The sequence below is a fragment of the Parasulfitobacter algicola genome, from assembly GCF_013315265.1.
Lineage (GTDB): Bacteria > Pseudomonadota > Alphaproteobacteria > Rhodobacterales > Rhodobacteraceae > Parasulfitobacter > Parasulfitobacter algicola.
In genome coordinates, this window is the sequence record NZ_JABUFE010000004.1 from 119,407 (window position 1) to 142,579 (window position 23,173).

General features: G+C 51.2%; 22 protein-coding genes. 11 read left to right on the forward strand and 11 right to left on the reverse strand.

What is annotated here, in order from left to right:
- Positions 1-41: 41 nt before the first annotated feature.
- Positions 42-1,028 carry a TRAP transporter substrate-binding protein DctP gene (gene dctP, locus HRQ87_RS08920; protein WP_174137451.1) on the reverse strand — a complete coding sequence of 329 codons (987 nt, stop codon included), beginning with the start codon at positions 1,026-1,028 and terminating at the stop codon, positions 42-44.
- Between the two features lie 137 nt (positions 1,029-1,165).
- Between dctP (HRQ87_RS08920) and HRQ87_RS08925 the strand changes: the two genes are divergently transcribed.
- Positions 1,166-1,813: a GntR family transcriptional regulator gene (locus tag HRQ87_RS08925; RefSeq protein ID WP_174137453.1), complete on the forward strand. Its 648-nt coding sequence runs from the start codon at positions 1,166-1,168 to the stop codon at positions 1,811-1,813.
- A 25-nt stretch (positions 1,814-1,838) separates the two neighbouring features.
- Here the strand turns inward: HRQ87_RS08925 and HRQ87_RS08930 are convergent, their stop codons facing one another.
- From HRQ87_RS08930 to rimK, 4 genes are all read right to left on the reverse strand, one after another.
- Positions 1,839-2,303, reverse strand: a complete 465-nt coding sequence (locus HRQ87_RS08930; RefSeq protein WP_174137455.1) for an ATP-dependent zinc protease family protein — start codon at positions 2,301-2,303, stop codon at positions 1,839-1,841.
- A gap of 124 nt (positions 2,304-2,427) precedes the next feature.
- Positions 2,428-3,825: a mechanosensitive ion channel family protein gene (locus tag HRQ87_RS08935; protein WP_174137457.1), complete on the reverse strand. Its 1,398-nt coding sequence runs from the start codon at positions 3,823-3,825 to the stop codon at positions 2,428-2,430.
- 36 nt (positions 3,826-3,861) lie between these two features.
- Positions 3,862-4,869 carry a zinc transporter ZntB gene (locus tag HRQ87_RS08940; protein ID WP_174137460.1) on the reverse strand — a complete coding sequence of 336 codons (1,008 nt, stop codon included), beginning with the start codon at positions 4,867-4,869 and terminating at the stop codon, positions 3,862-3,864.
- A 123-nt stretch (positions 4,870-4,992) separates the two neighbouring features.
- A complete protein-coding gene (gene rimK / locus HRQ87_RS08945) occupies positions 4,993-5,898 on the reverse strand; it encodes a 30S ribosomal protein S6--L-glutamate ligase (protein WP_174137462.1) in 906 nt (301 codons plus the stop codon).
- A gap of 207 nt (positions 5,899-6,105) precedes the next feature.
- Here rimK and HRQ87_RS08950 point away from each other — a divergent pair, with 207 nt between their 5' ends.
- Genes HRQ87_RS08950 through HRQ87_RS08965 form a run of 4 tightly spaced genes read left to right on the forward strand, consistent with a single transcriptional unit; the run spans position 6,106 to position 10,043 of the window.
- Entirely contained in the window at positions 6,106-7,530 is a 1,425-nt protein-coding gene (locus tag HRQ87_RS08950) for a circularly permuted type 2 ATP-grasp protein (protein WP_174137463.1), read from the forward strand.
- Between the two features lies 1 nt (position 7,531).
- Positions 7,532-8,473 carry an alpha-E domain-containing protein gene (locus HRQ87_RS08955; RefSeq protein ID WP_174137465.1) on the forward strand — a complete coding sequence of 314 codons (942 nt, stop codon included), beginning with the start codon at positions 7,532-7,534 and terminating at the stop codon, positions 8,471-8,473.
- Positions 8,474-9,271 (forward strand): transglutaminase family protein, encoded by a 798-nt coding sequence (locus HRQ87_RS08960; protein ID WP_174137467.1) that lies wholly within the window; start codon positions 8,474-8,476, stop codon positions 9,269-9,271.
- A 40-nt stretch (positions 9,272-9,311) separates the two neighbouring features.
- A complete protein-coding gene (locus tag HRQ87_RS08965) occupies positions 9,312-10,043 on the forward strand; it encodes a proteasome-type protease (protein WP_174137469.1) in 732 nt (243 codons plus the stop codon).
- Positions 10,044-10,048: 5 nt separating this feature from the next.
- On the opposite strand, the gene HRQ87_RS08970 is transcribed toward HRQ87_RS08965, so the two are convergent.
- From HRQ87_RS08970 to HRQ87_RS08995, 6 genes are all read right to left on the reverse strand, one after another.
- Entirely contained in the window at positions 10,049-11,359 is a 1,311-nt protein-coding gene (locus HRQ87_RS08970) for a TRAP transporter large permease (protein WP_174137471.1), read from the reverse strand.
- The gene (locus HRQ87_RS08975; protein WP_174137473.1) at positions 11,359-11,865 is read right to left on the reverse strand and encodes a TRAP transporter small permease; all 507 of its coding nucleotides are present in this window, start codon (positions 11,863-11,865) and stop codon (positions 11,359-11,361) included. Before HRQ87_RS08975 ends, HRQ87_RS08970 begins: the two co-directional genes overlap by 1 nt.
- Before the next feature lie 70 nt (positions 11,866-11,935).
- Positions 11,936-12,949, reverse strand: a complete 1,014-nt coding sequence (dctP, locus tag HRQ87_RS08980; RefSeq protein ID WP_174137475.1) for a TRAP transporter substrate-binding protein DctP — start codon at positions 12,947-12,949, stop codon at positions 11,936-11,938.
- A gap of 98 nt (positions 12,950-13,047) precedes the next feature.
- Positions 13,048-13,659 (reverse strand): 3-isopropylmalate dehydratase small subunit, encoded by a 612-nt coding sequence (leuD, locus tag HRQ87_RS08985; RefSeq protein WP_174137477.1) that lies wholly within the window; start codon positions 13,657-13,659, stop codon positions 13,048-13,050.
- The gene (gene leuC / locus HRQ87_RS08990) at positions 13,659-15,065 is read right to left on the reverse strand and encodes a 3-isopropylmalate dehydratase large subunit (protein ID WP_174137479.1); all 1,407 of its coding nucleotides are present in this window, start codon (positions 15,063-15,065) and stop codon (positions 13,659-13,661) included. The genes leuD and leuC overlap by 1 nt, the downstream gene beginning before the upstream one ends.
- Positions 15,062-15,865 (reverse strand): GntR family transcriptional regulator, encoded by an 804-nt coding sequence (locus HRQ87_RS08995; protein WP_174137481.1) that lies wholly within the window; start codon positions 15,863-15,865, stop codon positions 15,062-15,064. Before HRQ87_RS08995 ends, leuC begins: the two co-directional genes overlap by 4 nt.
- A gap of 141 nt (positions 15,866-16,006) precedes the next feature.
- Here HRQ87_RS08995 and HRQ87_RS09000 point away from each other — a divergent pair, with 141 nt between their 5' ends.
- The 6 genes from HRQ87_RS09000 to HRQ87_RS09025 are packed head-to-tail and all read left to right on the forward strand — an operon-like array spanning position 16,007 to position 23,159.
- The gene (locus HRQ87_RS09000; RefSeq protein ID WP_174137483.1) at positions 16,007-16,576 is read left to right on the forward strand and encodes a tautomerase family protein; all 570 of its coding nucleotides are present in this window, start codon (positions 16,007-16,009) and stop codon (positions 16,574-16,576) included.
- Positions 16,569-18,263 carry a hydantoinase B/oxoprolinase family protein gene (locus HRQ87_RS09005; RefSeq protein ID WP_174137764.1) on the forward strand — a complete coding sequence of 565 codons (1,695 nt, stop codon included), beginning with the start codon at positions 16,569-16,571 and terminating at the stop codon, positions 18,261-18,263. Before HRQ87_RS09000 ends, HRQ87_RS09005 begins: the two co-directional genes overlap by 8 nt.
- Positions 18,260-20,329, forward strand: coding sequence for a hydantoinase/oxoprolinase family protein (locus tag HRQ87_RS09010; RefSeq protein WP_217430423.1), 2,070 nt, complete (start codon positions 18,260-18,262; stop codon positions 20,327-20,329). Before HRQ87_RS09005 ends, HRQ87_RS09010 begins: the two co-directional genes overlap by 4 nt.
- A complete protein-coding gene (locus HRQ87_RS09015; RefSeq protein ID WP_174137488.1) occupies positions 20,322-20,942 on the forward strand; it encodes a cysteine hydrolase family protein in 621 nt (206 codons plus the stop codon). Before HRQ87_RS09010 ends, HRQ87_RS09015 begins: the two co-directional genes overlap by 8 nt.
- The gene (locus tag HRQ87_RS09020; protein WP_174137490.1) at positions 20,939-21,805 is read left to right on the forward strand and encodes an isocitrate lyase/PEP mutase family protein; all 867 of its coding nucleotides are present in this window, start codon (positions 20,939-20,941) and stop codon (positions 21,803-21,805) included. The genes HRQ87_RS09015 and HRQ87_RS09020 overlap by 4 nt, the downstream gene beginning before the upstream one ends.
- On the forward strand, positions 21,786-23,159 hold the full coding sequence (locus tag HRQ87_RS09025; RefSeq protein ID WP_174137492.1) for an FAD-dependent oxidoreductase: 1,374 nt from the start codon (positions 21,786-21,788) through the stop codon (positions 23,157-23,159). The genes HRQ87_RS09020 and HRQ87_RS09025 overlap by 20 nt, the downstream gene beginning before the upstream one ends.
- Positions 23,160-23,173: the final 14 nt, after the last annotated feature.

Here is a 23,173-nt window from a genome sequence, read left to right on the forward strand (position 1 = left end):
TTTGCAAAAGGCAGCTTAACGCCACCTTTTGATTTCAGGGTTCACTCGACTGCCAACGCCATATCTAACAAAGCTTGCCCATCAGGCACTTCTGCAACAAAGGCCGCATAGGATGTTTCCTGTGCAAGCTGACGCCATTTCTCAAAGTCTTCCGGCGTCATTTCGGCGATTTCGACACCTGCATTGCGGAACACTTCGGTTGATGACGCATCCTGCTTTTTGGCCTCTTCCAGATAAAACGCTTCGGCTTCGGCCGCGGCAGTCATCAAAGCGTTTTGCTGGTCGGATGACAGGCCATCAAAAGTGGATTTGTTCATCAACAATGGCTGATACATGAACCAAAGTGCCACATCCCCGGCAGGTGTATAGCAACTGGCCTGTTCATAGATGCGGTAAGATACGAAAGATGATGACGATGTGTTTGCAGCATCCAACACACCAGTTTGCATGGCGTTGTAAATTTCAGATGATGACATCGACGCAATTGATGCGCCTGCCCCGGCCAACATTTGTTCAAAGGATTTACCAGCCGCACGCGTTTGCAGTCCCGCAATATCTTCTGGTGACGTAATGCATTTATCGGCACCAACAAACCCACCGGCAAGATAGCCGTGCACCAAAACCATCACGTCGTCTTCTGCCATCTTTTCTTCAAGGGTCTTCATGAAAGGCGACGCGCTTAATCTTGCTGCGTGGTCATGGTTTTTTACCAGGCCCGGCATCAGTGTCAGATTGAAAGCAGGTTGCTGGCCACCAGCATAGCTTAACGGCAATACTGTCATGTCCAACTGACCGCGGCTAAGGGGGCGATATTGTTCACGGGCTTTAAAAAGCGATTGTGAGCCGAAAATTCTGATGGTCAAATCGACATCTGCAGCTGCAACACGGTCAGCGACAATTTGGGCCACTTGATGACGTACATCCTGATCGGACCATTGGTGCGAAAGGCGCAGGTCAGCCGCATTTATGGCGGTGCCGATACCAATCAATGCCACGGTTGCCGCGGTCATTAAAAAACTCTTTTTCATTGTTTCCTCCCATTCTCGAGGCAGACGACTCTGCCTCGATTGCTGTTAAGTCTTCACAAATTGCATTCAGGGTCAATATTTTTGTATACAATATTGTTATTCTTGCACACCATATGACTGCTTGATAGTCTGTTTCCATGGATGCAAAGCGCGCTGATATCATTGCCGATTCACTGGAAGAGCTTGTCTTCAAAGGTGAGTTTTCGGATGGTCAACGCCTTGACGAAATCAAGTTGGCAGAAAATTTTGGCGTTTCACGCACCCCTATACGAGAAGCATTGCAACGTCTGGTTCTGTCCGGTGTCGCAGAACAAATTCCACGCCGCGGCGTATTTGTTCGAAAACCCGGCCCGGTCGAACTTTTAGAGATGTTCGAGACAATGGCAGAATTGGAAGCCGCCTGCGGTCGTTTCGCAGCCCACCGGATGACAGATCAAGGCATAGCACAACTAAAGCAATCCAATTGTCGCTGCCAAGATGCTGTTTTAGCACAGGATGCCGCACGCTATTACACTGAAAACGAGATATTTCATCAAGAAATCTATCGTGGATCAGCCAATGGGTATTTAGAAAAGGAAGCATTACGCTTGCAAAGCAGACTGCGGCCATACCGTCGCGTACAACTTCGGTTTCGTGGCCGCCTGGCGCAATCCATGGCGGAACACGAAAAAATTGTAACCGCACTGGAAGCGGGTGATGCAAACTGCGCGTCCAATGCGCTGCGCGAACATGTGGCTGTACAAGGGGAACGATTTCAACAAATGATTGCCAGTCTAAAAGACTAAACTCAACCAACCTCTCAGAAAATATCTAAGTCGATGCAGCATGCATTGCCGCCAGATTTGCGCGGCGCGTATGAACAGCGATATTTTGTTTTTTCAACGCAGAACGCCCAATAATCATCGGGAACCGCATATTGCTTCGATCGGTCAGGGAGACGGAAATCGGCCAGATGCGCCCTGCAATCTGTAGCGGTGTCCGGATTACGATTCGCTTCTCAGGTATGCCACTGGTGTTCTTGATATGACGCACATCATAAACCGGCGCTTTCATAGACAGGCTTAAAGCATCGTCTTCAAATTGAACCTGAAAACTGACCCATGGATCCTCGCCTTGCGTAAATGTCTCAATATGGGTTGCGTGAAGCGCAGATGTCCGCGCCCCGGTATCGATTTTCGTTCTAAGATTGTGCAGATCAAGATCAGGCAAATCGATATGTTCGATCCAGCCAATCACCATAAGATTTGGTTTTTTTACTTTGCTTTTCGAAGACATCTGGCCACCTGTCACATTGCCAGGACTCTGACAAGCTATGAGAAAGAAATACGTTCTTATCAAACGTTATAAAGAATGCGCATGCAAGATATACTGCTGTTTGACATCAGAGATCGGCAAACATTCAACCGCCTTCCGACGGCTTTGTTTCGGCCGTCAGATTGATCGGTAAGCTGCCTGACCTGATATGCAAATCACGCTGAGGAAAAGGAATTTCAATACCGTATTTGGCCAAGGCCGTTTCAATAGCCCAATTATAATCAGCATTCACAGCGCGTGGACGCTTGACCGCCTCGGGCTTCAGCCAGACGACCAGTTCGAAATCAAGACTGCTGTCACCGAAATTGACCAACCAAACTTGGGGTGGCTTTGCCTTTGGTCCTGTCAGCATGTGTGGCACCGCGGCCGAAGCCTCAAGCGCGGCGGTGCGCACCAGATCTTTGTCGGTTCCATAGGCCACGCCAAAAGGAATACGCACGCGCACGAATGCATCACGCAAGGTCAGATTGGTGACACGATTGTTGATAAATTCCGAATTAGGGACAAGGATGTCGATGTTATCATTCGTTGTGATCAGAGTTGCACGAATGTTTATCTCGCGCACCTCGCCTGACAGACCGGATTCAAGTTCAACAAAGTCCCCGACCTTTACCGTTTCTTCGATCAGCAGAATGATACCGGCAACCAGATTACTAAAGATCGCCTGAAGGCCAAAGCCGATACCAACGCCAACAGCACCCGAAAATACAGCCAAGGCCGTTAAATCGACGCCAATTGCATTCATGGCAAGCATAATTGCAATGAATAAAAGCGCGATGCGGACTGATTGTGCGATCAACGTTCGAACAGAAGATGTCATATTGCTGGCGCGGCCCAATCGTGTTTGAACGAACCGGGATACAAGCGACGCCAACCAGATCAACATCACCAATATCGCGATGCCTTTAAGCGCCATATAGACAGAAATACGAGCCTCGCCTAAATTGAATGCAAAGCTGTCTAGTATCGCAATTGTCGGGTTCAAAAGCCGCAAGATCGTAAGGGCCGCAACGATCCAGGCTATTGTCGCAAAGGTGCGCGACCAGATCGGATCCCGAACAAATGTTGAAAACAACCGAATGAATATCCACGCTTGTAAGAGACTAGCAATGACGCGGATGAGATCGTTTCCGATACCCGCCTTTCTGAAAGCGGCTACACTGATCCAAAGCCCGAACGCCCATATCGCGGGAAATACAAGCCGTCGCACCACCCGAAATGCAGACGCCAGAAACATCGTGTCTTCATCTTCCAGCGGCCATGCACGTTCAATCAAACGACCCAATGGCCTGGTGACCAAAAGTGCCGCAAGAAATGCAAATGCGATGGCCGAGACTTGGAATATCCCCTCTTGAGAGAAAATCTGCGTCATGATCCGTTCAGATGTTTCAAGCATGAATCGGATCAGCGGACCAAAGCTTGAGGTCACTTCCTGAATGATCTCTTCGGCCGTTTCTGGACCTGTTGATATATGGCTAGCCATAATGATGCCCCCCAATATGACTAGCACGAAGCAGATTTAAAGCCACTTGAGTTTTCTGAAAATATAAACCTCTATAATAAGACAGACGATCATGACCGCGCAAAAAATCCAGAATGCATATGGGTTTTCAACACCAGGCATGCCGCCAATATTGATTCCCAAAAGCCCTGTCAAAAATGCCAATGGTAGAAATATCGCGGATATGATCGCCAGCACATAAAGTGTTTTATTTGAGGCCTCGGACAGTTGATTGGCGATGTCGTCTTTAACCACCATCGCGCGTTCGCGCACCGCATCCAATTCCTCAAGATAGCGCATCAGCCTATCGGATGTTTCCCGCAGTTGTGCACGCGAATGATCGTCCATCCACGAAGGCGGTTCACTGACCAACGTTCCCAATGCTTCGCGTTGTGGGGCAATATAGCGACGCAAGGCAACGGCCTTTTGACGGATGTGCGACAGATCGCGACGCTGTATCGCAGCCTTTGAGATATCAAGATCGCCTTCCAGATCACCCAGCTGTTCTTCCAATGTCAAAATCGTATCTGCAATGTTATCGTTGATGCGCGAGATCAATCGTTCAAACAGCTCAGGCGCGGTTTTGGGCCCTGTATTCAATTCAATCAGCTGAACAAGTATATTGCGCGGGGTATGCAGCCGTTCGTGGCGCAGTGTGATCACACGTTCCCCTTCTGACCACAGACGTATCGCGACCATATCTTCGCCATCTGCGCTTTCATTCAGGTTCACGCCGCGCAAAATAGTCACCAGACCACGTCTGCCACGAAAGACCCGAGGACGCGTTTCTTCGGCCAGCAATGCATCGGTTGTGGTCGTTGTCAGACCGCTTTGCTTTTTCACCCAATCCACAACTCTGGGATGCTTGTGGTCCATATGCATCCACAAGGGACCATCCGTATTGGTCCATTTGTCGATATCATCCCACCCTAAAAACCTTGCCCCGCCTTCACCGTCTAATGTGCAGGCAAATAATAACCCTTCGTCTTCAATCAGATCAGGGTGATCCAAAGTTGTATTGGGCATTCATTTACTCCGCTTCATGGGCATTTAATCAAACCTGATTACCGGAAGCTGCAATCAGGTAAAACATTACTGCGCTGCATTCTAATTATGAACGGATGCACACTTATTCTAGCAGGCAGCCGATCAGCCTTTGCCCTTTGTCTTGGTATTGCCGGGCTTTGCATTTTTTTCCAAATGTTCGATGATCTTGCCAGCAACATCCAAGCCGGTGGCGATCTCAACCCCTTCAAGACCAGGTGACGAATTTACTTCCATCACAACCGCGCCGTGATTGGCACGCAGCATATCAACGCCGCAGACGCTAAGCCCCATGGATTTCGCTGCTCGCACAGCGGTTGACCGTTCCTCTGGTGAAATCTTGATCAATTTTGCAGACCCGCCACGGTGTAGGTTAGATCGAAATTCGCCTTCGGCGCCGGTTCGTTTCATTGCCGCAATGGCTTTGCCGCCAACCACGATCACACGGATATCTGTACCACCCGCTTCCTTGATAAATTCCTGCGCAAGAATGTTAACATTGGCGCCGCGAAACGCTTCAATCACAGACTTTGCAGACCGTTCCGTATCGGCCAGAACAACACCTATACCTTGCGTGCCTTCCAGCAGCTTGATGACCACAGGCGCACCACCAGCCAGGCTGACAACTTCGCCCGCTTGTTTTGCATCATGCGCAAATGCTGTCACGGGCAGACCGATCCCATCGCGGGCAAGCAGTTGCATTGATCTAAGCTTATCACGTGACCGTCCAATCGCGACGCTTTCATTCAGAGGATAGACGCCCATCATTTCGAATTGTCGTAAAACGGCCAGCCCATAAAAGGTCACTGATGCCCCGATCCGCGGGATAACAGCATCATAGCCTTTCAGGGATTCGCCATTATAATAAATCTCTGGCCGCCGTGATGCGATATTCATATAGCACTGAAGCGTGTTAACGACGTCAATCGTATGACCCCTTTGTTCAGCGGCCTCGATCAACCGTCTGTGTGAATATAGTTTGGGATTGCGCGCCATAAGTGCGATTTTCATTCAATGTTCCTTTCAGGACTAACCCAAACGTAGAATATTTTTGCCTGCTACAAAACAGACTTATCCAATCGCGACCAGAATATTAGGGTTGAACTGCCAAAACACGTTCAGATCTGTGTATGTATGGGGGTCTATCCGGATTTTATAAATTTATTTCCAAAGACAGCAACACGTTGCACCCATCAGCTAAAACTGTAATCTGATCATATGACATCAAACAAAATCCATTTCAGTGAAATGCAATCCCCACAGGGTGTTCGACCTCCCTACACAGAATACGATGAATGGTTTTCGGATCAAGACGCAGCGCGACTGTCCAAAAAATCAAAAGAAGCCGAAGCCTTTTTCCGACGTACTGGCATTACGTTCAACGTCTATGGCGCGTCAGATGCCGAAGAACGTCTGATCCCATTCGATCTTGTGCCCAGGATTGTGTCGAATAAAGAATGGACCAAACTATCCAAAGGGATTGATCAGCGCGTTCGCGCAGTGAATGCGTTTTTGCATGATATCTATAATCGCCAGGAAATTCTGCGCGCAGGGATCATTCCGACAGAACTAATTGCAAAAAACGATGCCTTTTTACCCCAAATGATGGACTTTGTCCCACCCGGGGATGTTTATACGCATATTGTTGGTACGGATATTGTGCGAACTGGCGAAGACGATTTCTTTGTATTGGAAGACAATGCGCGTACGCCCTCTGGTGTCAGCTATATGCTTGAGAACCGCGAGACGATGTTGCAAATGTTTCCCGAACTTTTCAGCAAAATCAAAGTGCAGCGGGTCAGTGATTATCCCAAACATTTGCGCAGATCGCTTGCATCCTGTGCACCACAAGGCTGTTCAGGGCGCCCTTGTGTGGCTGTTCTGACGCCTGGCATTCACAATTCAGCCTATTATGAACACAGTTTTCTGGCTGACCAGATGGGTGTTGAACTGGTCGAAGGCCATGATCTGCGCGTTGTCGATGGTCATATCGCGATGCGGACCACCCGCGGATATAAAACAATCGATGTTCTATATCGCCGAGTGGATGATGAATATCTTGATCCGTTGACCTTTAATCCAAATTCCATGCTTGGCGTTCCAGGCATCATGGATGTCTATCGGGCGGGTAATATCACAATCGCGAATGCACCGGGCACAGGGGTGGCCGATGATAAGGCAATCTATAGCTATATGCCCGATATTGTGGAATTCTATACTGGCGAACGCGCTATTCTAAAAAATGTCGAAACACACCGATGTTCTGAACCGCAAACCCTGAAATATGTACTGGATAATCTGGCCGATCTTGTCGTGAAAGAGGTCCACGGATCAGGTGGGTACGGGATGCTGGTTGGCCCTGCCGCCAGTAAAAAGGAACTATCGGATTTTGCCGAAAAATTGAAAGTGCGCCCTGCCAACTATATCGCACAGCCGACACTTTCACTGTCTACTGTGCCGATCTTCACGAAAAAGGGCTTGGCCCCCCGTCACGTTGATCTACGCCCTTTTGCGCTGGTTTCTCCAAACGGCGTCGAGATCACGCCAGGTGGTCTGACGCGTGTCGCACTGAAGGCAGGTAGCCTTGTCGTCAATTCAAGCCAGGGCGGCGGCACCAAAGACACTTGGGTATTGGAAGACTGATATGCTGGGAAAAACTGCAGGCGGTCTGTATTGGATGTTTCGCTCGCTTGAGCGCGCCGAAAACACAGCTAGGTTAATTGAGGCCGGGTTTCGCATCGCATTGACCCGATCCAATGACGCTGAAACCGAATGGAAATCTGTGATTTCAACCTCGGCTGCACAAATCGCGTATGAACAAAAGCACGACACATATGATAGTGCCCAAGTGGTCAACTTTCTGCTGCGCGAGGCGGATAACCCGAACTCTGTTTATTCCGTGGTCAAATCGGCCCGTGACAACGCCCGAATGGTACGCACTGCCCTAACGACCGAAGTTTGGTCAGCGGTGAATGAAACGTGGATGCTATTTTCAGACTTGTTGAAAAACCCGGTTCACGAGACCGACCTGCCCGGCGTTTTGGCCACCATCCGCCAGCAATCCGCCCTTGTCCGCGGTGCGCTGCATGGCACAATGTTGCGTAATGATATATATGATTTTTGTCGGATCGGCACCTTTATCGAACGAATGGACAATACCGCCCGGATCATCGATGTGAAGTATTACGCGCTGCTGCCCGCCCCATCCTTTGTGGGCAGTCGAATGGACAATGTACAATGGGAAACGATTTTGCGGTCCGTTTCAGCACATCAGTCTTTCCGCTGGGCTGTCGATGATGACTTCAATGCATCAGCAATCGCGAATTTTTTGATACTTGATCGCAGGTTGCCAAGATCTTTGTCATTCTGCACAGCACAAATCGTATCAAATCTTGACTATCTTGCCGAACAATATGATGCGCGCATGCCTTGTCATGATCTGGCCGATGGATTGCGTGCCCGGCTAAAAGATCGCGATATCGCGTCGATTTTTGAAGAGGGTCTGCATGAATTCCTAAGCTCAGTTATTCAGGACACCGCAAATCTTGGTTTTCAGATCGAACAGAATTACAGGTTCAATAATTAGATGCAGCTTCAGATCAGCCACACAACACATTACCGATATGATCAACCTGTTGATTATTCATTGCAAAAGGTGCGCTTGCGACCCAAAGCATCAGAGCTTCAGGATATTATCGACTGGTCCTTGATCATTGAAAACGGCAAGCTGGAAACAAGCTATACCGACCATTACGGCAATCACACGGATCTGATTAGCATCGAAAAAGGTGCGCAAGATCTGACGATCACAGCAAGCGGCACCGTTCATACCAGCGATACTTCGGGGATTTTGGGCAAGATCTATGGCCGGGCACCGCTGTGGCATTTTTTGCAACCCACTCCCCTGACCACACCCGGTGAGCGAATTAAATCACTGGCCCGGATCGTCAGCAACGGTGAAAATGCATTGAATGATCTGCACACATTGTCTGCAGCAATTCTTAAGACTGCGCCTTATCAGATTGGACAAACCCAAGCGGACACCAATGCCGAAGAGGCACTGCAAATCGGATCTGGCGTGTGTCAGGATCACGCAAACATCTTTGCATCTGCGGCCAGACAAGCAGGCTTTCCAGCGCGTTACGTCAGCGGCTATCTGATGATGAATGATCGGGTTGATCAGGATGCCAGTCACGCCTGGGCCGAAGTTCATCTGGATGATCTGGGCTGGGTCGGTTTTGATATATCCAACGGCATAGCGCCTGATGAAAAATACGTACGCATCGCAACTGGGCGCGATGCCCATGATGCAGCCCCCATTTCCGGCATGCGAATGGGATCATCAGACGAGTCAATGATTGTATCTTTGCAAGTCCAGCAGTAGAGATCAGGAATTCGCTCCTTTAATTCAGGTAAACAGTAAGATGACATATTGCGTTGGCATGCGGATCAATCGCGGTTTGGTTTTCATGTCGGACACCCGCACAAATGCCGGTGTCGATAATTTTGCAACCACAGGCAAGATGTTCACATGGACCATCGAAGGTGAACGCAAAATCACCATTATGACGGCTGGTAACTTGGCAACCACACAAGCCATGATCAGCTTGCTTGAGGAACGGTCAAAAGCTGTCGAAGATCGCGACCCAAGCATATTGCGGCAAAATACAATGTTTCAGGTGGCACGCCTTGTCGGTGCCACGCTAAAGGAGGTTATTTCCGACAGCAGTCCGAATGGTCAAACCTCGGACGATCAGTTCCATGCCTCGATCATTGTTGGCGGCCAGATCAGTGGCGGCAAGCCCACTATTTTCATGATTTATCCCGAAGGCAATTTTATCGAGATTACCGATGACACGCCTTTTTTCCAGATTGGTGAAACGAAATATGGCAAACCTATTCTTGTGCGTGCCTATGATCCTGAGATGAGCTTTGAGGATGCCGTTAAGTTGCTTCTGGTTTCGTTCGATTCAACGGTGAAATCTAATCTATCTGTCGGGTTGCCGTTTGATCTAGAAATTTACGAGACGGACACCTATAATTCAGATCGACATAAACGGATTGATGCGTCTGATCCTGTCTATCAGTCAATTTCAAACGGTTGGGGTGATGCGCTTAAAGACGCATTTCAGAAGCTGCCAACCTATCGTATCTGATTATCTTAGTTAAGGCTTGGAAGCCAAAGCGCGATACCGGGAAATGCAATCAGTAGGCCGACCAAGAAAAGTGAACACAGAATGAATGGCATCGCCGAAATGTAAATTTCGCGCATCGTCGTGTCTGGTGGCGCAACCCCTTTCATCACAAATAACAACAAGCCAAATGGTGGTGTTGTAAAGCTGATCTCAAGGGCCAGCAGCATGATCAGGCCGAACCAAATCGGATCAAACCCAAGGGTTTGAGCAAGCGGAAAAAAGATCGGCACGGTCAGCAGCATGATCGAAATCTGTTCCATGAACATGCCAAGCAATAGCAGGACCGCAAACATCGCCAACAGCATCGCCAGCGGCGCTAAATCAAAAGATGTGGCCCAACCGATCAACCCGCGTGACGCGCCAGAGAAAGCAAGCAGTTGGCTGAATGTTGCAGAGCCGAAAACGATTAGATAGGCCATCAATGTCACCCGCAACGCGCCTGTTACGGATTTCCGCAGCGCGTCCCATGTCAAACGGCCATATACGGCAGCCAATATCAACACACCGAAAGCCCCAAACGCAGCAGCTTCGGACGGGGTGACGATGCCATTAATCATCAGCACCACAATAACGACCATTACGCCAACCATCGGTACAACTTCTGTCATAAGCAGTTTAATTTTTGTCCCGAACGACATTGGTTCCACATCATAGGCGGGCGCGGCTGTCGGATCGATTTTGGTCTGCAGCCAGATCATCGCAATATAAAGTGCAGCCAGGATCAGACCTGGTATCACACCAGCGATCAGCAATCCTGCAACATCAATCTGGGCCAGCGTGGCCAGCAGTACGGCAAGCGCAGATGGTGGAATAATGATAGCCAGACCGCCCGTGCCAAGAATCGGTCCGATGCTCATGTATTTCTTATAGCCACGGCTGTTCATTTCAGGAACCATAAGCGACCCCAGCAAAGCCGTTGATCCCATTGATGATCCAGACAGCGTCGAAAACGCCGTGCCCCCAAGGACCGTCACATAGCTTAACCTGCCCGGCAAACGCCCCAATAATCGATCAATAGCGTTGAACATCCGTCCGCCCAGACCGGTGTGAAAAAATATCTCGCCCATCAGCAGAAACAACGGTATCGGCACCAGCGCATATTTCGTTAGCGATCCAAGTCCATTGTTCAGCAACTGCCCGATGCCACGTTCGCCGCCCATAAAAATCCAGGCCCCGATGATATTTGCCGCCAAAAACGCAATTGATACAGGCATTCCGATCGCCATTAGAAAAACGATTGTGCCAAGCAGCAGAAAAAGTGCCTCATACCACTCCATTATTCATGGATCCCCGCTTCGCCTGAATGCATAAGCTCGCGCTCAAATACAAAACGCGCAAATTCTATCGCCATAAGACCGAAGCTAAGCGGGAAGACGAAAGTCAGCAGCCAACGCGGATAATAATAGGGTCGCACATCGAAATCTCGGCGTTCGATGTTGGTCAGTAACAATTCAACCCCTTTCCACGCTAGGATTAGGCAAACGATCACACAAGCCATTGCTACAAGGCGGCTGACAACCTGCCGGATCGTGCGGGGCAAGGCCGCAGTGACCAGTTCGATATGCACATGGCCCTTTTCGCGCACCAGCCACGGCGCACCCAGCATTGTCATGTAAAGAATGCCATATTGAGCCGAGGTGAAAAGCCATGCAAAAGGCTGCAGGCCCAGATTTCGCATCAACACCGATAGTATAACCGATATCATCAACCAAATCAGCGTTGCCGCTGCCAGCGCCGCTATGACGTACAGCAAACCCGTATATGCCTGCGCCACATATTTCATCTGGCCTGCCCCGATCATTGCATTTCGTTATTCATACCCGGTCTGACCATTCAGAAAGACCGGGGGGATATTATCTATCCGCTGCAGGGTCGTAATAAAGTGAGATCAGAGTGTCATAGTTGCCATCCCCCTGTGGGCTTTCAGACATCAACGTTTTCATCCGTTCCCACGTCGTTTCACGTGCAGCAGCCAGATAATTCACCCGTGCATCACCTTCCAGATCGACAACCTGCATGCCAGCGGCTTCCAGGGCTGCAAAGTCCTCATCGCGCTTTGCACGCAAGGCTTCAACGCTGTCCTTTTCATGCTGAATTGCAACATTCTGCAGGATTTTCTGCGCCTCAGGGCTAAGGCTGTTCCACTTGTCATTATTTACGATGACCCCAAGATCGGTTGAGAAAAAGCAAGGCTCGATCCGATAGTTCAGAAACTCATTCCATTTCAGATCAATCAGACCGATCTGCGTCCAACCGGTCGCGTCAACCACACCGCGTTGTAGGGCCGAATAGACCTCGCCTGTGGGAAGATCGATCACCTGGGCATTTAGATAGTTTGAGAAGAAAGCATTATAAACCGCGTTGCCACGTAACTTCAGCCCATCAACATTCAGGTTGCCATCAGCGTCGAATTCTGGTGCATCGCGGGTCCAAAGATTGTAACAGACACCGCTGTCGAACCAGCCCAGATATTTCAGGCCCATCTTTTCCTGATGAATTTGATCCATTAGCGCAGTGCCCCCATTTGCGCGGGTTTCAACGGCTGTCAGGTTTGATGTCACCATGGCATCTTTTTCTGGCAGTGCACCGCCATAGAAACTGCCAGGCGTATAGACCATGTCAACGATGCCATCGCGTACGGCATCGGGTTGCTGGAACATGCCAATCGCCTCGGGCCCGCCGCGGACTTCGATCTGAACAACGCCTTTACCCGCTTCATTCACCTTATCGACGAAACTCAGAAAGCTTTTCGTATAGATCAGTGTTTCAGGAAATGCATGCACGGCCGTCACTGTGTCTTCTGCTTTGGCAATACTGGCTATCAGGACTGATCCGGCGATCAGACTGCCTAAAATGGTATTTTTCATAGTCTTCTCCTCTGTATGTGGGACGGCTATGCCGTTCATCCCTTATTATATGAATGCCTTTGCGACATTTGGATTTGACCAGTCGTTGCCGGCCCATTTCAATGTGTTTCATGGGGCCAAACCCACGGTGCATTATGTCTGCGCGTTTTAGAAAAAGTTTGAATATCGCTCTGATGGCGTTGCGTCAGGTCGATGTCGTCCCATCCGTTGATCAGTTTGATCCGCCACGCGCCGTCCAAAGCAAATTGGATACTCATTGTGCCGATCATCAGGCGACCCGTCTCAAGATCAACAGAAGCACTTTCAGGTTTTCCTGAAAGCGCCATAAGCAAAGCGGCACCGTCTGCATCGCTAACGCGCGCTGGCAGCAGACCATTGTTAACAGCATTACTGGCAAAAATATCCCCGAAACTGGGCGCGATGACAGCCCGCACGCCTGCATCAACCAACGCATAAACAGCAGCCTCACGCGATGATCCGCTGCCAAAATTGCGACCTACCACAAGGATGCTGGCTTGGCTGTCACAGTTCAGCGGAAATCCGGGATCAAGGTTACCATGTGCATCCCGGCGCATGTCGTACAGAAGAAAGTCATCATATCCTGCATCGCGCGGTTGTGACATGAAACGCGCAGGGATCAGTTGATCTGTGTCCAGATTATCGAACGGCAATGCCAAGGCGGTGCCTGTATGTATGCGCCACCCTTCCATCAAGCAGCCCGACCTTTCAGCAATGGCCGCACGTCTGCGATGGTTCCCGTGATCGCCGCGGCAGCAACCATGGCAGGTGACATAAGATGTGTCCGTGCGCCGCGCCCCTGTCTGCCACGAAAATTACGGTTAGTCGAAGATGCACAACGCTTTCCTGCTCCGACAAGATCACCATTCATTCCCACGCACATTGAACATCCCGAAGCAACCCAATCCAGACCCGCAGATACAAAAATCTGATCTAATCCTTCCTGTTCTGCTTGTTGCTTGACCAATGCTGACCCAGGCGAGACCATGCCAGGCACTTTTGCCGTTTGTCCGCTTAAAACTTGCGCTGCAACTCGCAGATCTTCGATCCGCGCATTGGTACATGATCCCAGGAAAACCTGATCTATTGGCGTTCCCGCAATCGGTCGCCCTGGCGCAAGGCCCATATAGTCAAGGGCTGCACGGGCAGCATCTGCGCGGCCTGCTTTCAAAAAATCCGGGTTCGGGATTGATCCGTTAATCGGGATCGCCTGGTCAGGGCTGGTGCCCCATGTAACGGTTGGGGCAATCTTTGCCGCGTCTATCGCTACATCATGATCAAAAACAGCTTCGCCATCTGTTTTCAGATCACCCCATGACTGCATTGCGCGGTCCAAGGCCGCCCCCTGCGGCGCAAAAGGGCGCCCTTTTATGTATTCAAATGTGGTTTCATCCGGTGCGATCATTCCAAATCGCGCACCGCCTTCGATGGACAGATTACACAATGTCATACGCGCCTCCATCGACAGGTCACGTATGGTTGAACCTGAATATTCAACGGCATGACCACGTGCGCCATCACTGCCCAGCCATGCGATCCAGTTGAGTGCAATATCCTTAGCGGTCACTGCTGGGCCAAGTATACCATCAACCTTGATCCGCATCGCTTTTGGCTTTTTCTGCCAGATCGTCTGGGTTGCCAGAACATGCGCAACTTCAGTCGCACCAATGCCAAAAGCCAACGCGCCAAAAGCACCATGGGTTGATGTGTGGCTATCGCCACAATTGATCAAAAGTCCCGGCAGCGTCAGCCCCTGTTCGGGGCCGATAACATGTACGATCCCTTGGTTTGGATCATTAAGCCCAAAAAGCTGGATACCATGCTGTGCTGCGTTTTGTTCCAGCGTGTTAATCATGCGCGCAATGTTAGGGTCCGCAATCGCATCCCGGCCCCGGGTTGGCGCATAATGATCAACAACCGCAAAAGTCAGCTCCGGATTGGCAACCCCAAACCCGCGCGCCTTTAGTTTTGCAAAAGCATGATGTGATCCTTCATGCACAAGATGGCGATCCACCCATAACAGCGATGCACCATCTTCAGCCCGGTATACTTCGTGGGCTGACCATAGTTTGTCCAGCAATGTTGCGTGCGCACTCATGTCTGCGTCTCGTCGTGTTGACCGATCGCAGGTTCCCAATGGCGCGCATTGCCTTTGCCGACACGCGCCAACGTCATGTCCAGACGGAAAAGATCAGGCCGGTAAAGTGCGGAAAGATATTCAACCCCGTTACCATTCACATCACGCACTACCCTGCGTAACGATAACAAAGCTGATCCAACAGCAATCTCCAGCGCCTCTGCAACATCGGGTCCGGCAAGGGCTGCTGAAACGGACTGATGTGCGCTGTCAATTTGAACACCGCTGCGTTCAAGCAGGGAAAAAAGCGGCATGCTGGCCAGATCGCTTTCGCTATAGTTACCGGCAATCGCTTCGGGGACATAGGTCGTCAAATGCGAAAAAGGGCGATCATCTGCAACGCGTACCCGTGTGGCGATCTGGACCCGCGCACCAGATGGCAGACGCATGGCATCAGCTATTTGTTCGGGTGCTGCGCCATAAGAAAATGACAAAAGCCGCGCCGTGGTGCGTTGCCCCATTTCGACCAACTGAGGCATCAAAGTATTAAAGTTCATGGCAATGGGCGCGTCTGCATCGGCCTTTGTTCGCACAAGCGTTCCGCTTCCTGCCCGACGCTCGATTAAACCATCGGAAGACAGCGCATCCAACGCACGCCTTACGGTCACACGCGATACCCCGAAGCTGGCCGCAAGACGCTGTTCTCCTGGCAGCAGATCGCCATCCGTCCGCAAGCCATTGGAAATTTCATCGCGTAAAGACAGGTAAACCCTGCGTGCTTTGCCGCCTTCGGGAAGCAGTGTTTTACCGATTTCGACCAAATAGATGTCCCCCTAAGTGACACTGACCCTAAATACGTTCAACAAAAATGCAAGCATTTGTATTTTTGAGTTTCAAATTTATGATCTATCAAGAGATAAATATCTGTATTATATAAAATACAAATCTCTTGGGGAAAATACGTGCCAATTGTCGAAATTCATTTGATCAAAGGGTATAGCGCCGACGAAAAAAAACGTCTGGGCGAGGTACTGACAGATGCTGTGCGACTTGTTGTGCCCGCAGAGCCTGACGCCATAACCGTTATGATGCACGAATTAGATCCGACAAATTATTACCGCGGTCGTACCACGCGATCCCCTGCGCCCGCTGTACTCGATCCAGCAAAAATTGTGCGTGATTATCTGAGCTTGATGGAAACACGCGATCTGGATGCAGCTCAATCGATGCTGGCAGAAGGATTCATGATGACATTCCCGGGCACCCTGCCAATGACCTCTTTGAAAGATCTGATCGACTGGGCAGCACAACGTTATCAATTCGTCACTAAAGCCTATGAAGGCTTTGATGTGCTGCAAGGGTCAGGCGACGCGGCAATCGTCTATTGCCGTGGCACCCTATCCGGCGCATGGCCTGATGGGAAACGTTTTGAAAACATACGCTTTATTGACCGTTTCGAAGTTGTCGCAGGCAAGATCACAAAACAGGACGTTTGGAATGACATCGCAGAAAAAAGGTCCTCGCATGAGTGATATTGACCCGATCACACTGGCTGTTCTGGCTGGCCGGATGGAGCAGATTGCAGATGAAATGGATGCCACATTGTTTCGTGCGGCATTTAACCCAATCATCGCCGAAGCGCATGATGCCAGTCATGGCCTTTATCACGCCATTAACGGTGACACGTTGGTTCAGGGCAAATCAGGGCTGCCAATCTTTGTGGGTGTTATGTCCTTTGCCGTGCAAGCAGTGATCGAAAAGGCAGATGCTGATGGAGATCTGGCTGACGGGGATATCTATATCTTTAACGATGCGCATATCGGCGGCACCCATCTGTCCGACATGCGGCTTGTGCGCCCCTATTTTCGCGATGGGATATTGTTTTGCTATCTTGCCTCGGTCGGTCATTGGCATGACGTCGGCGGCGCAGTTCCCGGAAATTATAATCCAGCAGCGACCGATGTTTTCCAAGAGGCGTTTGTATTACCGCCGGTCAAACTGGCGCGCGCAGGCACCATCAATCAGGATATTATTGATATACTGATGCGCAATACGCGTTTGCCACAATCTGCGATGGGTGATTTGAACGGTCAACTTGGCGCGCTTGATCTGGGTATCAGGCGGATGGATGAATTGCTGGATGAATACGGTGCCGATACGGTCCAGAACGCACTAGATGCGTTGGGACACAGGGCTGAAACACTGATGCGATCGGAACTTGAAACGCTGCCTGATGGCCGATGGGAAGCGACTGATTATCTGGATAACGACGGCATCACGGACACGCCCCTTGCCATTCGCGTAGCACTGGAAATTTCAGGCGATCAGATGACACTTGATTTCGCAGGAAGCGCGCCGCAATGCGCAGGACCTGTGAATATCGCTTTGCCAACAACAGTGGCTGCGGCGTATGTCGCGGTTAAGCATATCTTTCCCACACTTCCCGCAAACGCTGGTGTTATGCGCCCAATTCAAGTGCTGGTTCCAGAAGGATCAATCCTATCAGCTGAATTCCCAGCCCCCACTGGCGGTTATACCGAAACGATCTTGCGAATGATTGATGTGATCTTTTCTGCCGCAGCTCAGGCCGCGCCAGACCGCGTGGTGGCGCACGCTTATGGCACGATCAACGCGCTTTCGATTGCAGGAAAACGCAGCAACGGTCAGCCATGGGTTATGTTCAGCTTTTATGGGGGCGGGCATGGCGGTTCAATCGACGGGGACGGCTTGAACCACGGGAATGCGCCGATTTCAACCGCCACGATCCCACCTATGGAAATTCTTGAGGCCGCATACCCGGTGATGTTCCGGCAATGGGCATTGCGGCCCGACAGTGCGGGCGCAGGAACACATCGTGGCGGATTTGGCGCCACCTATGAGATTGAAGTGCTTGAAGAAAATGGTGCTGAGGCTTTCTTGTTCGGCGAACGTGGCAGGTTCGCCCCCAAGGGCATTGCTATGGGGGGTGACGCCGCAATGAATGTCTTTTCTTATGAACAAAATGGGGGCTGGGCCCACCCGCCACTTGCTTCAAAAATGCGGGGTATCACATTGGCCCAAGGACAAGCGGTGCGGCTAGAAACCCCCGGTGGTGGCGGTTATGGCGCAGCAGATGATCGTGATCCTGACCGCATTACCCGGGATGTCAGGCGCGGTCTGGTCAGTGCCGAACAAGCCGATAAAAGCTATGGCCCTATATGGCGCGAGGTGCCGTTATGAGCACATCGCGTATGGTCGGTGTCGATGTCGGCGGCACTTTTACGGACGTGTTTGTCCTGAACGAAACAGACGGAACCGCAACCGTTGCCAAAGTTCCAACAACCCGGCCCGATCAGTCCGGTGGCTTTCTGGACGGTATCAGACAAGATATCAAAGATCTGCGTCACATCGCCGTGGTTGTGCATGGTACTACGGCCGGCACCAACGCCTTGCTGGAACGCAAAGGCGCCAAAATCGGTATTATCACCACTCAAGGACTGCGCGATGTGCTGGAGATGCGTAGGCGTGATCGCCCCAGAACATGGGGGCTGCGTGGTGATTTTGAACCAGTCGTCGACCGTGAACATCGTCTTGAGGTGCCCGAGCGCACTTTGGCAGACGGCACAATTCGCACACCTGTCGATCTGGATGCAGTACGGACTGCAGCGCAACAACTGATGGATGCCGGATGTCAGGCCATCGCGATCCTGTTTGCAAATTCCTATGCCAATCCAGAAAACGAAGCGGCGGCCGTCAAGGCTGTTCGGGCAATTTGGCCAAACGCACATGTGTCCGCATCCTGTGAAATTCTTCCGGAAATCCGCGAATTCGAACGGTTTTCTACAACGGCCCTGAATGCCTATCTTCAGCCTGAAGTGTCGGGTTATCTGGAGCGCTTGGAAACCGCCCTGACCCAAGGCGGCTTTGGCGGTGAATTCATGATCGTTCAGTCCAACGGCGGTGTAATGGGCGTTGATACCGCTTGCCGCCTGCCCGTTCGTACCGCTTTGTCTGGTCCGGCTGCTGGCGTGATCGCCGCAGGCTATATTGCGCAGAACGCGGGCTTTGATAATGTGATTACAGGTGACATGGGCGGAACCAGCTTTGATGTTTCGCTAATTGCCGGGGGGCAGTCGATGTTGTCGCCACAAACATCAATTGATTTCGGAATGGTTGTGCGCACGCCTATGATCGAAATTACCACCATAGGTGCGGGCGGCGGTTCAATCGCGTGTGTGGACAAGGGTGGCTTGCTGAATATTGGCCCCGAAAGTGCTGGATCAGATCCCGGTCCTGTTGCCTATGGCCAAGGCAATGACAGACCAACTGTGACGGATGCAAATGTCGTTCTGGGTCGGATTGCCCCGGACAACCCAATCGGTGGCAAACTGGACCGTCTGGATATCAACGCGGCAGAACGCGCAATTGATATTCATGTGGGGCAGCCGCTGAACTTGGACACAATGCAGGCCGCCGAAGCGATTTTGCGTATCGCAAATTCCCGCATGGCCGGGGCCATACGATTGGTCAGCATTGAACGTGGATTTGACCCGAAGCATTTTGCCTTTATGCCCTTTGGCGGGGGTGGCGCATTGCATGCAGGCGCAATGCTGGCTGATGTTGGTATCGCCCGCGCCATTGTGCCAAGATACCCCGGTGTTACAAGTGCGATGGGCTGTGTAATTGCCGATATGCGGCAGGACTTTGTACAAACCATCAATAGCCTTGTGGATACATTGGACGAAAGCGCCTTGGGTCGTTTCATGCAGTCTCACGTGGATCAGGGTATGCAGATGTTAGATGCTGCACAAACCCGCTTTGACGCACGCGAAAACATGTTTGAGCTGGACATGGCATATATCGGTCAGACACATACGGTGTCGGTTGCGATTGAGGTGCAGATAGATGACGGTCGCGTTGTTTGCCCCACCAAAACGCAGATCGCAGGGGCGTTCGACATTGCTTATCAATCCACCTATGGCCGTTTACTGGCAAAAGGAACGCGTCGCATTTTAAACCTGCGAAGTGCCGTTATCGGCAAACGCCCTAAATTCGATCTAAAGACAATGGCGCCCACATCAACCCAAGCGCCAACCCCAAAGGCAACGCGCAAAGTGCATTTTGGCGATACTTGGCATGATACGGTAATCTATGATCGCTTAGAGTTGCCTGTCGGTAGCCGCATACACGGTCCCGCCATTCTGGAACAACCAGACACAACCGTTTTGATCGAACCCGGGCTTCAAGGTCGGGTCGATCCATTTGGGAACACAATTATCGAAGCAATAGGGGCACATCATGAGTGATCCAAAAACCTGGGATTTGGCGCGTACAGCTTTGCTGACGATAGATCTGCAAAACGATTTTCTTCATCCCAATGGTGCGTATGGGCGCGCAAACCAGCGCGCTGACAGCATCGCGGCATTGCCGGAACGGATCGCACCGTTGATCACGGCTTTGCGCGAAAAAGGCGGGACTTATATATCGGCCCAGTTCACCCTTGTGCCCGGCCCCGATAATGAACCGCTGATTGCGCCACACCTTAAAACGCTTAGACCGTTTTTAGGTAAAGGCGATTTTGCCCCCGGCGGCTTTGGTCACAGTCTTGTCGACGTGCTGGCACCTGCTGATTATACCGTTGAAAAGGTTGCCTATTCCGCGTTTTATCAGACCAGATTGGAATACATCATGCGCGCGTTGGATATTGATCAGATTATCGTGGGCGGCATTGTCACCAACGGCGGTGTGGCCAGCACCATTCGCGACGCACATCTGCGCAATATTGAAACCGCGATACTGACCGATGGCTGCGCCGCATTTCGGGGCGATGTGCATGATGCCACGCTGTTATCGCTTTCGTCTGTGACACATCAAATGACTTGCGCCAATGCGTTAACATGGATCGAGAACGGGTCATGAGCCTTAGAGTACGGCTTGCCCAAGACAAAATTCTTATGGCCCCCGGTGTTTATGATGCATTGACGGCATCGCTGGCCAGTGACGCAGGTTTTGAGGCGCTATATTTAAGCGGCGCCGCGGTGGCATACACCCGGCTTGGGCGACCTGATATCGGACTGACATCTGTGACCGAGATGGCAGATACAATGGCATTGATCGCCGATCGCACTGATTTGCCCGTCATTATTGATGCAGACACCGGTTTCGGAAACGCGCTGAACGCACAACGTACCATGCGGCAATACGAACGTGCGGGGGCTGCAGCATTGCAGGTGGAAGATCAGTCGCATCCCAAACGATGCGGCCACCTGGCCGATAAATCCCTGATCAGCCCACAGGAAATGGCAGGCAAGATATCAGCCATGGCCGATGCGCGCAGATCATACGGTACGCTGATCATCGCACGCACAGATGCCATCGCGGTCGAGGGATTTCAGGCAGCAATCGACAGGGCCGAAACGTATGTGGCGGCCGGTGCGGATGTGCTGTTTATCGAAGCGCCGCAATCGCGTGATCAGCTGCGCGCTATTGCTGAACATTTCGCCGGACGCCTGCCGCTTTTGGCGAATATGGTCGAAGGCGGGGCAACGCCCGTGACAAATGCAGATGATCTAGAAGCTCAGGGATTTTCCATTGTCATTTTCCCCGGTGGTATTGTCAGAGCTTTGGCGCGTTCGGCACAGGATTATTATGCCAGCTTGCACATGAATGGGTCCAACACGCCTTTTGCAGATCGCATGTTCGATTTCAGCGGATTGAATCAAGTCATTGGAACGTCCGAAATGCTGGAACTTGGCAAACGCTATGACGGTTCAGATGATTGATGTGGCCGCACCGCCGTCAGGTGGGTTTGACCTACAGACCGGCACACTGATCATCGGGGCCGGAGCTTGCGGTATGGTTGCCGCGCTAGCCGCTAAAGAGGTTGGGCAAAACGTACTGATCATCGAAGCCGACGCAATTCCCGCCGGGTCAACCGCGCTGTCGGCAGGCCTGATCCCTGCCGCAGGAACGGAAATTCAGCGCGCCGCCGGGATAGAAGATACGCCCGATCTTTTCGCAAGCGACATCCAATCCAAGGCGAAAAATGAAAACCCAGCAGATTTAGTTGCAGAAATGGCAACACAGGCAGGACCGACAATCGACTGGCTGGTCAATCGTTATGGATTGCCATTTTCGTTGGTGGCGGATTTCGATTATCCCGGACACAGCCGTCGCCGTATGCATGGGCTGCCGACACGTTCAGGCGCTGAACTGATCAACGCATTGCGTGCAACATGCGAAGACGAAGACATCGATATTATATGCGAACGCCGGGCCACCGAACTGTATCACGACGGTCTTATGATAAAGGGCATCGCGGTATCTGTACCGGACGGAACGACAGAAACCATTGCCTGCGACAAACTGATCCTGGCCTGCAACGGCTTTGGGGGTAATCGCGATATGGTTGCCAAATATATGCCTGCGATCAAAGACGGTCTTTGGTTCGGCCATGATGGTAATCGTGGCGAGGCGGTTTTGTGGGGTGAAAAATTAGGCGCAAAGCTACATCATCTAGGGGCCTATCAGGGACACGGAAATGTCGCACATCCGCACGGAATTTTGATCACATGGGCCGTTATCACAGAAGGCGGTGTTCAAGTGAATGACAAGGGTGAACGCTTCTGGAGCGAGGCGCAGGGATATTCCGAGGCCGCGCAAGCCGTTCTGTCACAACCCGGCGGTCAGGCATTTGCAATCTTTGATGCACGGATCGCCGATATTGCAAGGCAATTCGAAGATTTTAAACAAGCCGAAGCTGTCGGTGCCATTCACACTGCGGATACGCTGGTCAAACTTGCAAGTCTTCTGGGTCTGCCTGCGACCACTTTGCAAAAATCCATTTATGGCATTCCGCTTGGGCAGCGCGATGAATTTGGCCGCCATTTTGGCCAAACACCCCTGTCCCCACCCTATTACGGTGTTCGCGTGACCGGCGCACTATTTCACACTCAAGGCGGTCTTATGACTGACATCTCGGGACGCGTTCAGCACAAAAGTGGGCGTTTCTTTCCAAATTTTTTTGCCGGTGGCGGTGCTGCATGTGGTGTGTCGGGGGACGCAGATACAGGATATCTTTCTGGAAACGGCTTGCTAAGCGCTGTTGTTTTAGGTCGAAATGCAGGGCGCGCCTAATCGTTTTGCAAAAC